The organism is Mariniradius saccharolyticus AK6, assembly GCF_000330725.2.
Lineage (GTDB): Bacteria > Bacteroidota > Bacteroidia > Cytophagales > Cyclobacteriaceae > Mariniradius > Mariniradius saccharolyticus.
The window spans coordinates 341,936-358,859 of the sequence record NZ_AMZY02000010.1 but is presented as its reverse complement, the minus strand read 5'-3'; the positions used below and the strand labels follow the sequence as shown (position 1 = coordinate 358,859).

The following is a 16,924-nucleotide window of genomic DNA, read 5'->3' as shown; positions in this document are numbered from 1 at the left end:
TTACGGCTAAGAGCATTATGGTTGCTTGGTTTAGGGTTAGAGTATTTTTTTCGCTCATCAATACCATTCAACGTATAATAAGACCTTTGATATCAATGATTTTAATTATATATTCGTAAAAACGAATATACGGTTTTTTTAATCCTTTTTGTTGTTTTACTTTTGCTTTCATACAGCCTAACCTTATGGATCAATATTCCTATATTTCCAATGCCCATGTAGCCTACATCGACGAATTGTACGCTGCCTACAAAGAATCCCCCACTTCAATAGACCCAAGTTGGAAGACTTTTTTTGATGGGTTCGACTTTGCGATTACCAAGTTTGGCGAGGACGCCGAAGGTGGATCCAGCGCGGTTGCCGCAAAAGCAATCTCCTCGGAGGCGAAACCGACCGGCGCCTTGGCGACGCCCGGCACCATCATGGACATGGAGCAGTTGCCAAAAGAAATCAAAGTTCGTGCACTGATTCATGCCTATCGTTCGCGAGGACACCTGCGTTCCAAGACGAACCCAGTTCGTGAAAGAAGGGATCGGAAGCCCCTGTTGGATATTGAGGATTTTGGGCTTGATCAAAATGATTTGAATACCGAGTTCCAAGCAGGCAACGAAATCGGCATTGGCACTGCCAAGCTTTCCAAGATTTTGGAATCCCTCAAAATCATCTATGAAGGGGCGCTTGGCTTTGAATATACCTATATTCGAGAGCCCTTGATGTTGGATTGGTTGAAGACTAAGATCGAGAAAGAAGCGCTGTCATTCAATCCATCTGTTGACGAGAAGAAGCGGATACTTTTTAAACTCAACCAAGCCGTTGTTTTTGAGAACTTCCTTCATACAAAATACTTGGGACAGAAGCGTTTTTCCCTCGAAGGGGGCGAAAGCACGATTCCATTCCTGGATGCCGTAATCAATACGGCCGCTGACTATGGTGTGGAAGAAGTCATGATTGGCATGGCCCATAGAGGCAGGCTGAATGTACTCGCCAATATCATGGGCAAGACTTATGAGCAAATATTCTCCGAGTTTGAGGGGACTGCAAAGCCTGACCTCACCATGGGGGATGGGGACGTGAAATACCACATGGGGTATTCCTCCGATATCATTACCACGGGAGAAAAGAAGGTCAACCTGAAACTAGCCCCCAACCCTTCCCACTTGGAGGCAGTCGATCCGGTGGTGGAAGGATTCATCAGGGCAAAGATTGATTCCCAACACAAAAACGATTCGAAAAAGGCGCTTCCGATCTTGATCCATGGTGACGCTGCGGTTGCGGGGCAGGGTATCGTCTATGAAGTCACCCAAATGGCAGGCCTGAAGGGTTATAATACCGGAGGCACAGTCCATTTTGTGATCAACAACCAAGTTGGATTCACGACGGATTTTGACGACGCCCGGTCTTCCATCTACTGTACCGACGTCGCCAAAATCATTGACGCACCTGTCATCCACGTCAACGGTGACAATGCGGAAGCAGTCGTTTTCGCGGCCAAATTGGCTGCAGAGTTCAGGCAGAAGTTTGCAAGGGATATTTTTGTGGACATGGTCTGTTACAGAAGGCATGGCCACAATGAATCCGACGAGCCCAAATTCACGCAACCCGAACTGTACAACATCATCTCCAAGCATCCCAATCCCCGCGAGATATATGTAAAGCGTTTGACCGAGCGCGGTGATATCGATGCAGAGATCGCAAGGCAAATGGATGAGGAATTCAGGCAGTTGCTTCAGGATCGATTGAACATGGTGAAGGAAAAACCACTTCCTTACCAGTTTACCAAATTCGAAAGAGAATGGCAGTCGCTGCGGCGTTCCACCCCTGAGGATTTTGAGAAGTCCCCCGAAACGGGTATTTCGCTGGAGGCGGTTGAGAAAGTCGCTGATGCCCTGACGACGATACCTAAGGGTTTCAAGCCGATCAAACAGATAGAGATACAGCTGAAGCAGCGGAAAGACATGTATTTTACTTCGAAGTCCTTGAACTGGGCAGCAGCCGAATTGCTGGCCTATGGTTCTTTGCTTTTGGAGGGAAAAACGGTCAGACTAACCGGGCAGGATGTGCAGCGGGGCACATTTTCCCACCGACATGCGGTCGTGCACGACGCCAACACGAACAAGCCCTATAATTTCCTCAAGGAATTGAAGGACAGTAAAGGGCAGTTCCATATTTACAATTCATTGCTTTCCGAGTATGCCGTTTTGGGTTTTGAATACGGATATGCCATGGCGAGCCCCCATTCCTTGGCGATTTGGGAGGCACAGTTCGGTGATTTCGCCAACGGTGCCCAAACGATGATCGACCAGTTTATTTCCTCCGGTGAATCAAAATGGGGTAAAATGAACGGCATGGTGCTTTTGCTTCCCCATGGTTATGAGGGTCAAGGTCCGGAGCATTCCAATGCCAGGCCGGAGCGTTTCCTGCAGCTTTCTGCGGAATACAATATGGTCGTGGCCAACATCACCGAACCATCCAATTTCTTCCATTTGCTGAGACGGCAATTGGCTTGGGAATTCAGAAAGCCCTGCGTGGTCATGTCTCCAAAGTCCTTGCTGAGACATCCCAAAGTGGTTTCTCCTTTGGATGAATTCACCCAAGGTAGATTTAGGGAGGTTTTGCTTGATACAAATGCTGATCCGAAACAGGTGAAGCGTGTCGTACTATGTTCGGGCAAGGTATTCTATGACCTTGACGAGGCGAGGGAAAAGGACAAGATCAAGGATGTGGCCATCATTCGCGTAGAGCAGCTGCACCCACTCCCCAAAAACCAGATTTTGGAAGCATTGAAAGCCTATCCAAACGCTGAAATCGTATGGGTCCAGGAAGAGCCTGAAAACATGGGCTATTGGAATTACATCCTGAGGATGCTCTACAAGGACATCAAGATGGATGTGATTGCCAGAAAAACTTCAGCGTCACCGGCAACGGGTTACAACAAAGTCCACGTCGAGGAACAATCCGGTATCGTGAACAGAGCACTGAAGATTTCATAAGTTAGAAGTCAGGTTATTTTTCCAACCATTCATTCCCAAAAGGAATAAATACCAAAAGAGACAACAATGAGCCTAGAAATGAAAGTCCCCGCGGTAGGGGAGTCGATCACTGAAGTAACCATTGGCCAATGGTTCAAAAAAGATGGAGACCAAGTCCAAATGGACGAGGTTCTCTGCGAACTTGAATCTGACAAAGCCACTTTTGAACTCACTGCGGAGTCAGCTGGGACCTTGAGGATCAAAGCGCAGGCAGGAGAAACCCTGGAGATTGGCGCTACGATCTGTGTCATCGAAAACGGAGCCACTGCTAGCGAGGCCAAAACCGAGGTGAAGGCAGCGCCAGCCCCAGCTGCAAAAGCCAAGACAGGAGAGGTCAAGGAAATGATCGTGCCTACGGTGGGTGAATCCATCACCGAGGTTACGTTGGCTACTTGGCTCAAAGCCGATGGGGATTTTGTACAACTGGACGATATTATTGCCGAGGTGGATTCCGACAAGGCAACGTTTGAATTGCCTGCAGAGGCTACAGGTATCCTGAGGCATGTGGCCAAGGAAGGCGACACACTGGAGATCGGAGGCTTGATCTGCCGGATCGAAGTGGTCGAAGGTGGTAAACCGACTGCGGAAGCTGCCGCAACACCAGCCCCAACCGCTGCGCCTGCACCCTCAAAAGAAAGCTACGCGACAGGACATGCTTCGCCCGCAGCCGGTAAAATCATTGCAGAAAAAGGCCTTAGCCCAGCTGATATCCAAGGAACTGGGAAAGATGGCCGCATCACCAAAGAAGACGCGATTGCCGCACAACCCAAAGCCATGGAAACTCCCAAAGCCGAACCCAAGCCAACAACTCCAGTGGGCGCAACTCCTAGTCCCGCTCCAGCAAAGACCTTTGGAGCGAGGGATAGCAGAAGGGAAAAGATGTCTTCCCTGAGACGTACAGTTTCCAGGAGATTGGTAGCGGTGAAAAATGAGACAGCGATGTTGACCACCTTCAATGAGGTCAACATGGGCCCAATCATGGATATCCGTAAGAAATACAAAGATCAATTCAAGGAAAAACACGGCGTGAATCTCGGGTTCATGTCTTTCTTTACCAAGGCCGTGTGTGTTGCCCTTCAGGAATGGCCCGCAGTCAATGCCATGATCGACGGCAATGAGATCGTTTACCACGAATTCTGCGATATATCGATTGCGGTATCCGCGCCAAAAGGCTTGGTGGTGCCTGTTATTCGAAACGCTGAGTCCCTGAGTTTCGACGAAATCGAAAAAGAAGTTGTCCGATTGGCTACCAAAGCACGTGATAATAAGTTGTCCATCGAGGAGATGACCGGCGGAACATTCACCATCACCAACGGTGGCATCTTTGGTTCCATGATGTCCACGCCAATCATCAACGCACCCCAGTCCGCGATTCTAGGCATGCACAATATCGTAGAACGGCCCGTAGTGGAAAACGGTCAAATCGTCATCAGGCCTATGATGTATGTGGCGCTGTCCTATGACCACCGGATCATCGATGGCCGCGAGTCCGTCAGCTTCCTTGTCCGCGTCAAACAACTTCTCGAAGACCCGACCAGGTTGTTGTTTGGAGTTTAGGATTTTGGTTTGTAAGTGTTTGATCTCATAGAATTGATGAGCCAAGGGTATTTGAAAACCAGAGGCACAAAGTCTCACGTCTTGTGTCTCAAATCTAAAATCTAGAAAAATGTATGACCTTATCGTAATCGGATCTGGACCAGGCGGATATGTATCCGCGATCCGTGGCGCGCAGCTTGGGATGAAAACCGCCATTATCGAGAAGTATCCAACACTCGGTGGTACTTGCCTCAATGTGGGCTGTATTCCGTCCAAGGCGCTTTTGGATTCCTCGGAGCATTTTCACAATGCGACCCATACCTTCCAAACCCACGGTATTCTGCTGGACAACTTGAAAGTGGACTTGCCGCAGATGATCGCCCGAAAGGACGACGTCGTCAAGCAGAACGTGGACGGCATCCAGTTTTTGATGAAGAAAAACAAAATCGATGTGCACCAGGGTATAGGCTCCTTTGTGGACAAAAACACCATCAAAGTAACCAAGGCCGATGGGACTTCATCCGACATCCAAGGCAAGCATATCATCATTGCCACAGGCTCGAAACCTGCCTCTTTGCCGTTTATCAACATCGACAAGCAGCGCATCATCACATCCACCGAGGCGCTTAAAATGAAGGAAATTCCAAAGCACCTGATCGTCATTGGTGGTGGGGTAATTGGAATGGAATTGGGTTCTGTGTACGGAAGACTCGGTGCCAAAGTATCCGTGGTCGAGTTTATGGATGCGATCATACCATCCATGGATAGGACGATGGGCAAGGAATTACAGAAATCCCTCAAAAAGCTCGGTTTTGAGTTTTACCTCAAGCACAAAGTGACCGCGGTTGAGAATTTGGGTGAGGAAGTGCTTGTAAAGGCCGAAAATGGGAAAGGGGAAACCATTGAAATCAAAGGTGACTATGTATTGGTTTCGATCGGAAGAAAACCGTATACCGAGGGCTTGAATGCAGAAGCAGCTGGGATCAAACTCACTGCGCGCGGACAGGTGGAAGTTGACGACCATTTGCGGACCAATGTGCCTAATATCTACGCGATTGGCGATGTCGTCAAAGGCGCCATGCTTGCCCATAAAGCCGAGGAAGAAGGCGTGTTTGTTGCCGAAACCATCGCCGGGCAAAAGCCACATATCAATTACCTACTGATCCCCGGGGTCGTTTACACTTGGCCGGAGGTAGCTGCGGTTGGCTACACCGAGGAGCAACTGAAAGAAATGGGTATTGCTTACAAAACGGGGAAATTTCCATTCATGGCTTCAGGCCGCGCCAGGGCCTCGATGGATACAGACGGCTTGGTGAAGGTGCTTGCTGACGCCAGTACCGACGAAATCCTGGGAGTACATATGATCGGACCGAGAACGGCGGATATGATCGCCGAGGCAGTAGTGGCCATGGAATACCGGGCTTCCGCAGAAGATATCGCTCGGATGTCCCATGCGCACCCGACCTATACCGAAGCCTTCAAAGAGGCTTGTTTGGCTGCCACGGACAATCGGGCACTGCATATATAAATTCGATACTTTCAAAAAAAAGGCTCTTGGAAACTTCAAGGGCCTTTTTTTGTGTGATATCCCCGTTGTTGTCTTCAGCAAAAGGGAATATAGGGCAAGAAGGAATCACAGCGTTTCCAGGTTTTTGTCAAGCTGCTTTGCCAGGAAGAATCGCACAATAATTGCCAATGCGAGCGCCAAGGCAAGTGCCAATGCCCCATAGGCTACCATTGTTTCTCCGCCCCAGTTGTTGGCCGCAATTCCCGAAAATGCCCATACGCCCACCCAGGTTGCTTGGGCAATATTTTGCTTGAAAAGCAGGTAAAGATAGATTCCAGATGCAATCGCCAACATCGCCAATGTCCAGACTGCAGGACCTGAAGTCAGGATTCCCAAGTCATATACCAGGACGGAGACGTTGACGAGGGTAGCCACTGTCACCCAACCTGTGTACACTGCAATCGGCGTGGCTATCCAAAGGTATTGGGAAATTGAGTTGTTTTTTGAACCTATTTGTAGCCGATGTCCCAAAACCAGCAGGGAGACCAAGAGCCCAATGATGACAATCGCTGAAAGATAGAGCCATTCGTTGCACCATGTGACGATCCAAGCGAGATTAAGCAGATTGCTGATGCCAAACCAAATGCCGGATGGAAGCAGTGATTTTTCTGGGCTTTTTCTCAGCAATGTCCACCCCTGATAAATCAAGTAACCGAGCAGCAGCAGGTAGATCAAGCCCCAAATGGAAAAGGTGAATCCGGCAGGCGTGATCAGGGTTGGGTATTGGTTGCTGATTTCCCCAACCGATTTGACACCCGCAGCGCCAGAACCATACAGGTAATTGAAATACAGGGTGGCGCCGAAAGTCAGCCAGTTGAAGAGGTAAAGGGAAACGTTGCGCATGGGATGGTTTTGTAGGCTAAAGTACAAAAATTGCCCTTTTGTTTAGGAAGTGGATTTAGAGCGAAGGTTGACAGTTCGCTAATGATTTTTTGAATCAAGAAAATTGGAAAACTATTCCCTGACATCTCCTGTCAATCACTATTTCAGACGGCGCTGAATGGGTAAATTGATGTGTTAAGAAATTTCAATGTAGCTAAAATTTGATCAGCTATGAACACCATATTATTTGTGACAGGACCCGTGGGAGTGGGGAAGACCACGTTTATTGCAAAGCATTTTGCCAAAAGAGAAGGGTATTTTGTATTGGACCTGTGTAGGATTTCCCAGGACCTTTTTGGGACGATGGCGGCGTTTGGAGACGATCGCTTGGCCGATATTTATAACCAGGCTACCGAGGAAGCCATGGATGCCCTGATGGAGGACAAAGTCCTGGTCGTTGAATACAGCCTTTCGGGTTATGATGATGAATTTGTCGCTTTGGTGAAGGCTGCCAAATCAAACGGATTTCGGGTCGAAATCGACCAAATCACTGCTGACAAGGACTTGGCTTCGGCAAGATTGCTGGATCGGAGAGGGGCTGAGGATTTTTTGCCATTTGATCGGGTCAAGGAGGATTTGTTGGAAATACTCACCGGAATCATAGAATGTATGGCCTACAATCATGATTGGGAGCGGGTATGCCACCTTTCGGGACCGGGTGTTTCGGTGGATTTTTTCAAAGCGGAACAGGGGGGGCGAAGCACCTACTTTTTCGTGACCGAGGAGAAAAAGTACTTCGTGTTTGACCAGCGAAGGGATGATGCGGAGCTGGACAATGTGGAGATCGTCCATAGATACGGGTCCTTTCGGGAAGCTTTGGCTGCATTGCAGGAGAAGATTCCCTTGGTTGGCTTGTATCCCAGCCACATCAAGGATGGATATCTGAAAGCTGTCAAAGATGCCTATCAGAAATACCTTTCAGCTTCCCCGGTCATCCCTGCCAAGGATTGGGAGATTTTTCTGAACTGATCAAAACGCCCTAGACAGAAAGGGACATGCCTAGACAACTTGGGCTTACTCGATCACCAAACAATCGGTATTTTGATGCAGCCAAAGGAAGCTCGCCGGGCAATCTGTGCCGATCTTCTGCTCTTGGATTCTGCGCCAAGCATCTTCCTTCCCTTTTCCGGAGACCAAGAAAATGATCTTTTTGGACTGCAGGATATCCCGCATCCCCACGCAGAGGCCATAGGCTGGTTCGGTTCCTTGGGACAGTGCCGGGTCGTGTTGGATGGTGGAAGGTGCCAAAGTTGCTTTGTGAAAAAATGGCTGTAGGAAATCTGCAGGTTCGTTGAAGGCGATATGCCCATTTTTCCCTAGGCCAAGGATACATATGTCAAAAGGCCCGTTTGCGGCAATCAATTGGCGCATTTTTTCACATTCGCTATCAGCCAAATCAGCGGCCGTGTCAAATGTCATGTAGCGGTCCGCAGGGATACCCAGCGGTCCGAGCAGGTGTTTTTTCAGATATGTCTCGCAGGAGTCAGGATGGGAGAGCGGGATGATACCCCATTCGTCCATTTTGACGACCCGCATAGAGTGAAACGCTTCGGGCTTTTTGGCCATTTCGGCGTACATGCCTGTGGGAGAATTCCCCGTCGCTGCGCAAAAAAGCAAATCCGGCTTTACGGAAATTTCCTTAAGGACGATTTGAGCGGCTCGCTGACTCAACTCTTCGTAGTTTTTGCAAGAGACAATGTTCATGGTTTTGGGTTTATTTTCATTTCCAATAAGGCATAACTCAATGATTTTCCATGGGCATCTAGAGCCAATGAGGTCGTCACTCCCGTCCCCAGTGCCTCTGTGCAAGTAAATAAGAGCGCATGGAGACCAGGGATTTCGTATCGTGAAACCTCTCCTTTGACCTGATCGCTGAGATGGGCCTTGACTTTTTCGGCGGTGACTTCCTGTATCAAGCGGGGATAGTCGTTTTCGTCAAATGGAAACAGCGATAGAACCAATGTGTTTCCTTTGTCTCCGGCCCGGCTATGGGCAATTTTGGCAAGCTTGATCATGGGATTATTACTTCAGGATTGATTTTATCTCGGTCCAATAGTATGGAAACGACGCCGATGATTTCCTTGACGCTTTTTCTCGCCCCTCCTCCTCCCGCGGGTCCGTTGGTATAGAGTGCTTCCACTTCTTCTCCGATAAGATTGGCCTTGTCCTGGCTGTGGCTTTTTCCCACGACCCTCAGTCGTACTTCGTAGGGTTCAGATCCTTGGGGAATTACAGGGCCATGGAGCGAACTCAATCCGATGAAATCTACCCTGAATTCATCGAAAAGATTCCGGATTCTTTTCTCGATGATTTCGCCGGCTAGTGCCGCTCTTTCCTTGGCATGCGCGCCTGCGTAGGAGATTTCTCCTTCGCCCATAAATCCCGCTTGGTAACCAACACTGACCTTCAGTTGGGATGGTTTGGGTTTTCCAGTTCCGCCGGTGACTTTGATTTGGTCCTTTTTGATTTCTTCAAAATGCACAGAGCGGAAGTCGGCAACCACATCGGGCGTGAAGTAATTTCCTGGATCTAGGACTTCATAAAGCAGTTGCTCCTTGGCGGTCCGAATCGTGATTTCGCCGCCTGTTCCGGAGACTTTACCAATGATACCGCTGCCGTCAGGATACACATCCACAAAGGGATGCCCCAAATTTTCCATTCCGGCAACAGGCTTACTGACAGGATCGGCAAAATAGCCTCCCGTTATCTGTCCGGCACATTCCATTAGGTGCCCGAGAACCGTTCCTTTTCCCATCAAATCCCAGTCCGCCCGATCCCATCCGAACTCGTGAATCATTGGTGCCAAAAATAACGATGGATCCGCCACCCTTCCCGTAAGGATGATATTGGCATCCGTCTTTAGGGCCGGCAGAATCGCATCGACACCCATGTATGCATTGGCGGAAATGAGCGTGCCGTAGGTGCTTAATGCTTTGTTTCCCTCCATACTTGGCTCGTCTCCTGAAATGCTGGCAAAAACATCATCCCCCAAGACCACGGCGACTTTGATCGTGAGTTGCAGCCTTTTGGCGATATCGATGATCTTCTGTGCTCCAGACAAGGGGTTTGCTGCTCCCATGTTTGTTATAAGCCGTGTGTTGTGTTTGACCAAAAGTGGCAGGAGGCCTGTAATCCTTCTTTCCAACATTGGGTCGTAGCCCAGGTTTGGATTTTGTTGCTTGGCCTTTTGTGCAAGGGCAATGGTACGCTCCGCAAGGCATTCGAGGACCAAATAGTCCAAATCTCCTTGTTCTGTAAGAATAAGCGCTGGTTCCAATCGGTCTCCCGAGAAACCGGCACCGCAGCCGATTCTTATGACATCTTTTTTCATCACATTCAGATAGAAATGATCCCCATCAAGACCGAAACAGTCAAAATCACCAAAGTCACCAAAAAGGCCCAAGGAATGGTTTTTATTTGATGCTCACCTAGATCGACCCCAGCCAAACCAATCAAGAGGAACGTCGATCCAGTCAAAGGACTCACCGCAAATCCGGTGGTCATCTGACCCATGATAGCGGCCTGGGCTACTTCGATGCCGGACGCTTGGAACGATTCGGCAGTTGATGCTAACAGCGGCAAAATGCCAAAATAAAAGGAATCTGGGTCAAACAATAGACTCAAAGGCATGGAAAGAATACCCGTGATCAAAGGGAGGTGTGAGCCGATTTTTTCAGGAATGAATTGATTAATAGAGCCCGCCATTGCCTCCATCATGCCTGTGCCCTTTAAGATTCCTGTAAAACAACCTGCTGCAAATAAGATAGAAGCCATCAGCATCGCTTCTTTGGCATGGGCGTCAATGATTTTTCGCTGTAAGTCAACTTTCGGGAAATTGATCGTAATCGCTAGCGCAAATGCAATCATGAAAACGACGTAGGGCGGTGCCATACCTGACACCAAGAAGCCAATCGCAAGAACGATCAGGAATACATTGAAAAGAAAAAGTTTTGGACCCGCTAGTTCATCGTATTCGGCTTGGATGTCTTGGTCTGTCACAAGGCTTGGTCCAGGGACTGGAAGTCTGGCTTTTTCTTTTTTCCCAAAAAAAACAGCAATCACGAGCACAGTGATCAATCCGACCAGCATGGGAATCAAGATAGGGTTGAAAAGCTCGGTGACGCTCAAATCAAGCGCAGTCGCCGCCCGCAGAGTAGGACCTCCCCAAGGGAGGATATTCATCGTTCCTGCCGACAATGCTACGACACTGGCAAGGGTAAGCCTTTTCATGCCTACTTTGTCATAAATCGGTACCATCGCTGGGATCACCACCAAAAACGTCACAGCCCCAGAACCGTCCAAATGGACCAACATCGCCAGGATGGCGGTGGCGACGGTGATTTTGACAGGGTCATTTCCGGCAAACCGCAACAGGCGATTGATGATGGGTTGGAATGTGCCTGCATCCATCAAAACACCAAAAAACAGGATGGCGAAAATGAACATGATGCCGGTCGGAGCGATGTCCTTTAGACCATTTCCTATCATTGTGGGAAGTTCCGCGCCAAACCCTGCCACAAGTCCCGTTATGACTGGCACGGCAATCAAAGCCACCACGGGAGAAGCCTTTTTGGTAATCACCAAATACAAGAGTAGCAGTATTGTTAAAAGGCCGAGAAATGCCAGCATGTTGAAATATTTTGTTTGGGAGAGATTATCCAAATAAACAGAAAAATATCAAGCGACTTATCAAATTTTAGACAATTGGTTCGCTGAAACTCTAATATGAAATGCTGTGAAATGGGATTTGTCTTATATTCAGCCTCAAGCTTGTGATTCGGTCCTAAATCCTGCCAGTCTGAAATTGATTATTTCTATCAACATCTACCAAAAATGAGATCATCCTTATTTCTTTTCTGCTTGTTGGTACTACTTCCGTTTTTTGTCTTTTGCCAAGAAACTGAAACGATCGTTTTTCAAAGCGGGAAAGAAGGTCATGCTGTCTATCGTATACCTGCGATCCTTGCATTGCCCAATGGGGATTTGTTGGCATTTGCAGAGGGAAGGGTAAACGGCAGCGCCGATTTCGGTGATGTAAACCTGGTCATGAAACGGAGTCGCGATCAAGGAAAGACATGGTCGTCTTTGGAGACGTTGGTGGACTATGACAGTCTTCAGGCAGGTAATCCAGCCCCGGTCGTGGATATGTTGGATCCGGATTTCCCCAAAGGCGTCGTCTTTCTTTTTTACAATACTGGCAACAACCATGAATACGATATCCGTCTCAACAAAGGCGTAAGAGAGGTTTGGATGATGAAATCCTTTGATTTTGGCCATACTTGGGAAGAGCCAGAGAACATCACCCTGAAAGTGCATCGGCCAAACAACCCACAATTTAATCCTCTTTATCAGCACTCCGAAGGTTGGAGGCACTACGCCAATACGCCGGGCCACGCTTTCCAATTTCAGGAAGGGAAGTACAAGGGAAGAATCTATGTGCCGGCCAACCATTCTGTAGGACCTCCCCAACAAAATTTTGAGGAGTACAGGGCGCATGGGTTTTTCTCGGATGACCATGGAAAGTCTTTCAAGATTTCAGAGTCTGTTTACCTCCCCGGCTCAAATGAATCCATCGGTGCTGAACTCTCTGGTGGCCGAATGATCATGAGTATTCGCAACCAGCGTGGAGACATAAGGCAGCGGATATTGGCTTACTCATCCGATGGGGGAAACAGTTGGGAAGAGATCAGGTTTGAGGAAGCGCTTCCCGATCCTGTATGCCAAGGGTCCATTTTGGCCATCGGCCAGTCGGATGGAAAGACAATCTTGGCCCATTCCAACGCCTCCGACCCAAATGACCGCAACAACCTGACGATCAAAATCAGCTTCGACGAGGGGAAATCGTGGCCAAAGGTCATACCTATTGACAGGACAGATGATCCCAAAAAAGTGTCTTGGACCGCTTACAGTGATCTGGTGAGTTTGAACGGTTCAACCTTGGGTATTTTGTATGAGCGGGACAACTACGCCCAGATTGTTTGGAGGACTCTCGTGTGGCGCTGATGGATAGAATCGGCCTTTTGACAATTTCTAAATCGGCTACCGTTCATCCTTTCCCGCAAACGATTGATATCACATTTTCTTCCAAAAACATCGAGAACACAGGTTGATTTTTTTTCGACTTCCTGCAAAATCCCTATTTTCGGAAGGATTTGGCTTTGATTGGAGAATAATGTTTTTTCGAAGCTGAGACCTTACCCAACCAGCGTTGTGCCCATGCAGAAACCCCAACTAACCTTCTCCCAAATCATCAACATGAATGTTGGTTTTTTCGGAATTCAGTACAGTTTTGGGCTTCAACAATCGGCGGTAAACCCGATCTATGACATGCTGGGCGCGCAACCCCACGAGATCCCGATTCTAAATCTGGCAGGACCAATGACCGGGTTATTGATTCAGCCGATCATCGGTGCGCTTAGCGACCGGACTTGGAGCCCAAGATTTGGTAGACGGAAGCCTTTCTTCTTTATCGGGGCGGTTTTTTGCAGTATTTGCCTGTTCCTTTATCCTTTCAGCAGCACGCTGTGGATGGCGGCCGGTTTGCTTTGGGTGCTTGATGCTGCCAACAACACCGCCATGGAACCCTATAGGGCGCTGATTGCTGACAAGTTGCCCGAGGAGCAGTACGCGACCGGATTTCTCACCCAAAGCTTCTTCACGGGCTTGGGCATTACCTTGGCCAATCTTTCCCTGTTTTTCTTCCAAATGTACATTCCCGGCACTGCGGGTTCGCTGCCCGTATGGGTGTACGCGTCATTCTTCCTGGGATCCGTTTGTTCGATCGCCTCGGTTGGATGGAGTATCTACAAGACTTCGGAAATTCCGCCCTCTCCCGATGAATTGCAGGTATTGAAAGAAAAAAACGAGGGCATGCCGCATCCCGTGATCCAGTTTTTTCTTTCTGTCGTTACGTCTCTGTTCATTTATGCACTGTTTTTGGTCTTGTTGGTTCCTGCGATTTTCGATCGGGGTATTCTCCGAAGGACCGTTCACGCCATCGAAAAGCGTCCGTCTTCCAAGGTGCTCTTTTCCCAAAACTTGGAAATCATCAGTGCTATTCTGGATATGCCATCCGTGATGTGGAAGTTGGCCTTGGTGTACCTTTTCCAATGGTATGCCTTGTTTGTCTATTGGCAGAATGCCGCCAAAAGCATCGCGCAATCCGTCTGGAATACCTCTCCCTCCGAAAACATGGATTTGTATGAGGAAGCCGTTGGCTGGACCGGCCTCGTCAATGGTTGGTACAATGTCGTCACCTTCCTTTCGGCCTTTGCATTGGTTGGTGTGGCCAAGCGGTTTGGTCCAAAAAAGGTCCATTTCTTCTGTTTGATTGTTGCAGGCTTGGGTTTGTTGGTATTCCCATTTATCGAAAACAAATACTTGCTTTTTGCGCCAATGACCGGATTTGGCATTGCATGGGCAAGCATGATGGGTATTCCCTACCTCTTGGTGGTCAATGAAATTCCGAAAGAGCGCTATGGCGTCTACATGGGAATTATCAACATGATGATCGTGGTGCCGATGATCTTCCAAACCCTGAGCTTCGGTTTTGTCGCGAAAAACTTCCTTGGCAACGACCCGGGGATTTCCATCGCTTTTGCAGGTGTATTGTTGCTCTTGGCGGCAGTGGCCGTGCTTAGAATCAAAGAAAACCAATCCGTCGAGACAGGAAGCGTACAGATGGGCGGCGGCCATTAGGCAGGCCCTTCCTATATAAATTTCTTGTCTCTTGATACTCAAATCTCACATCTCATTTCTCAATTTCCCCAATGTCACTCGACCCATTTCTGACTGATACGATCAATAAAGCATTTGAAGATCACGGGTTTTCTCCCAAGGCTAAGGACCAGGGCTTTGTAGCCAAATTGGAGGCGGGCATCCCACTTTTGGCCAAACTCTATTTCAGCCTGTACCATTCCCATCCGCAGAAAGACGAAATCTTTGGCAGCCTCGTCGGAGTCATCGTGGAAGCTTACATTTCCCGAGGAGCGGACCTGAAGAAAAGGGATGCTGAAAAGTCCGCAAAGGGATTATGGTTTTTGAGCAATGAACTGGTCGGCATGAGCCTGTATGTGGATCGGTTTGCGGGGGACTTGAAGAAGATGACCCACAAATTGGGCTACCTGGAGGAACTAGGGGTGAACTTGCTGCACTTGATGCCATTGTTTGAGAGCCCACAAGGGGAGAGCGATGGTGGCTATGCGGTATCAAACTTCAGAAAGATCGATCCGAGGTTTGGTGGCTTGAAGGATTTGCTCGCGCTGCGGAAAGAAATGCAAGGGAAGGGGATGTACCTGATGCTGGATATAGTGCTCAACCATACGTCGCACCGACACGAATGGGCGGAAAAGGCTAAGCAAGGCGATGGTTACTACCAGGATTTCTACTACATGTATGAGAATCGATGGATTCCCAACCAATACGAGACGATGATGCCCGAGATCTTTCCGGATGCAGCGCCTGGAAACTTCACTTGGGTCGAGGAATGCCAAAAATGGGTCATGACCGTTTTCCACAATTACCAGTGGGATTTGAACTACATGAACCCGATCGTCCTGAGGGAAATGTTGGACAATATCTTTTTCTACGCCAACTTGGGAGTCGATCTGCTCCGCATCGATGCGCCGGCGTTTATCTGGAAGGAAACGGGCACGAGTTCCCAAAACCTTCCCCAAGTGCATACCATATTGCAGTTGATCAAACAAGCGGTCCTGATTTCCACACCTGGAATGGCGATATTGGGGGAGGCGATTGTTGCGCCAAAAGAGATCATCAAATACTTCGGAACTGGAGAGTTCCGGGCAATGGAATGTGATTTCGCATACAATGCCACGCATATGGCCTTGCAATGGGATATGCTGGCCACGGGCGATACGAAAGTGATGCTGGCTGCGCAAAGCGATATTTTGAAAAAGCCCTACGGAACATCTTGGATCAACTACACACGTTGCCACGATGATATCGGCCTGGGCTACGAGGATCGTAGCATCATGGAAGCCGACAAAGATCCATACCACCACAGGAAGTACCTGATGGAGTACTTTTCGGGTAAATTCCCCGGCAGCCCATCCAAGGGAGCGCTTTTTTCTGTCAATCCAAGAACGGGCGACGCGCGGATTTCGGGGACACTTGCGTCACTTTGCGGATTAGAAAAGGCCTTGGATACAAACGATGAGACAGGCAAAGATCTCTCGATCCAAAAGATCGTGATGATGCAGGCGCATACGTTTTTTTTGGGAGGAATGCCGATGTTGTACTATGGCGACGAGGTTGGCTATATCAACGATTACAGCTATGCGGATGACCCGGGTAAGAGCTATGACAATCGCTGGTTACATAGGCCAATGATAGATTGGGAAAAAGTGGAAAAGAGAAAAACGCTTGGCACCATCGAGCAAAAGCTGTTCAGCTACACCCACAAGCTTATCCAAATCAGGAAGAAATTGGCTGTGATTTCTGATTTTCAGAATATAGAATGGATGAGTCCGCACAATACCCATATTGCCGGATTTGTACGTCGTATGGAAGGGCAACAGTTTTTTGGGCTTTTCAATTTTAGCCATTACCACACGGTATTGAGCTGGCATGCCTTTAGGGAGAAAGGCTGTACATCCGGCAAACTCTTGGATCATTGGACTGGGCATACAATCTCCATCGGCGAAGACCATGAGCACCTGATGTTCCAACCTTATGGTTTCTACTTGTTGGAGGTGGTTGGGTGAGTTATTGGGAATTGGTTAATAGTTATTGAGAGGCGATTTGGATTTGCTGCCAAATGGGGGTTCCCTATTTTTCGGTCATGGAAGTGGCTTCATTCAATTTGCCCCTACTTTGTGACAAGGAAGGCTGATAATTACCCCTACTTTGTGACAAGAAATAGCTAAAATATCCCCTACTTTGTTACAAGGTG

Annotated in this window: 12 protein-coding genes; 7 read left to right on the top strand and 5 right to left on the bottom strand. The window is 48.5% G+C overall.

The features are described from left to right. Positions 1–185: 185 nt before the first annotated feature. From C943_RS10840 to lpdA, 3 genes are all read left to right on the top strand, one after another. A complete protein-coding gene (locus C943_RS10840; RefSeq protein ID WP_008627569.1) occupies positions 186–2,990 on the top strand; it encodes a 2-oxoglutarate dehydrogenase E1 component in 2,805 nt (934 codons plus the stop codon). 66 nt (positions 2,991–3,056) lie between these two features. Beyond that, complete coding sequence (gene odhB, locus C943_RS10835) at positions 3,057–4,586, top strand: 2-oxoglutarate dehydrogenase complex dihydrolipoyllysine-residue succinyltransferase (protein WP_008627567.1); 1,530 nt, start codon at positions 3,057–3,059, stop codon at positions 4,584–4,586. A gap of 109 nt (positions 4,587–4,695) precedes the next feature. Then, the gene (gene lpdA / locus C943_RS10830; RefSeq protein WP_008627565.1) at positions 4,696–6,093 is read left to right on the top strand and encodes a dihydrolipoyl dehydrogenase; all 1,398 of its coding nucleotides are present in this window, start codon (positions 4,696–4,698) and stop codon (positions 6,091–6,093) included. A 105-nt stretch (positions 6,094–6,198) separates the two neighbouring features. On the opposite strand, the gene C943_RS10825 is transcribed toward lpdA, so the two are convergent. Beyond that, positions 6,199–6,975 carry a tryptophan-rich sensory protein gene (locus C943_RS10825; protein WP_008627563.1) on the bottom strand — a complete coding sequence of 259 codons (777 nt, stop codon included), beginning with the start codon at positions 6,973–6,975 and terminating at the stop codon, positions 6,199–6,201. A gap of 210 nt (positions 6,976–7,185) precedes the next feature. On the opposite strand from C943_RS10825, the gene C943_RS10820 reads away from it, so the two are divergent. Next, entirely contained in the window at positions 7,186–7,983 is a 798-nt protein-coding gene (locus C943_RS10820) for an AAA family ATPase (RefSeq protein WP_008627562.1), read from the top strand. 45 nt (positions 7,984–8,028) lie between these two features. On the opposite strand, the gene C943_RS10815 is transcribed toward C943_RS10820, so the two are convergent. Genes C943_RS10815 through C943_RS10800 form a run of 4 tightly spaced genes read right to left on the bottom strand, consistent with a single transcriptional unit; the run spans position 8,029 to position 11,643 of the window. Further along, positions 8,029–8,718, bottom strand: a complete 690-nt coding sequence (locus tag C943_RS10815) for a 6-phosphogluconolactonase (RefSeq protein WP_040480119.1) — start codon at positions 8,716–8,718, stop codon at positions 8,029–8,031. Beyond that, the gene (locus C943_RS10810) at positions 8,715–9,029 is read right to left on the bottom strand and encodes an AtuA-related protein (RefSeq protein ID WP_008627560.1); all 315 of its coding nucleotides are present in this window, start codon (positions 9,027–9,029) and stop codon (positions 8,715–8,717) included. Before C943_RS10810 ends, C943_RS10815 begins: the two co-directional genes overlap by 4 nt. Next, a complete protein-coding gene (locus tag C943_RS10805; protein ID WP_008627559.1) occupies positions 9,026–10,345 on the bottom strand; it encodes an acyclic terpene utilization AtuA family protein in 1,320 nt (439 codons plus the stop codon). Before C943_RS10805 ends, C943_RS10810 begins: the two co-directional genes overlap by 4 nt. A 5-nt stretch (positions 10,346–10,350) precedes the next feature. Beyond that, entirely contained in the window at positions 10,351–11,643 is a 1,293-nt protein-coding gene (locus C943_RS10800) for a CitMHS family transporter (RefSeq protein ID WP_040480116.1), read from the bottom strand. A 204-nt stretch (positions 11,644–11,847) separates the two neighbouring features. Here C943_RS10800 and C943_RS10795 point away from each other — a divergent pair, with 204 nt between their 5' ends. From C943_RS10795 to C943_RS10785, 3 genes are all read left to right on the top strand, one after another. Beyond that, positions 11,848–13,017: a sialidase family protein gene (locus C943_RS10795; protein ID WP_040480114.1), complete on the top strand. Its 1,170-nt coding sequence runs from the start codon at positions 11,848–11,850 to the stop codon at positions 13,015–13,017. A 213-nt stretch (positions 13,018–13,230) separates the two neighbouring features. After that, the gene (locus C943_RS21420; RefSeq protein ID WP_008627553.1) at positions 13,231–14,712 is read left to right on the top strand and encodes an MFS transporter; all 1,482 of its coding nucleotides are present in this window, start codon (positions 13,231–13,233) and stop codon (positions 14,710–14,712) included. 71 nt (positions 14,713–14,783) lie between these two features. Further along, positions 14,784–16,736: an amylosucrase gene (locus tag C943_RS10785; protein WP_008627552.1), complete on the top strand. Its 1,953-nt coding sequence runs from the start codon at positions 14,784–14,786 to the stop codon at positions 16,734–16,736. Positions 16,737–16,924: the final 188 nt, after the last annotated feature.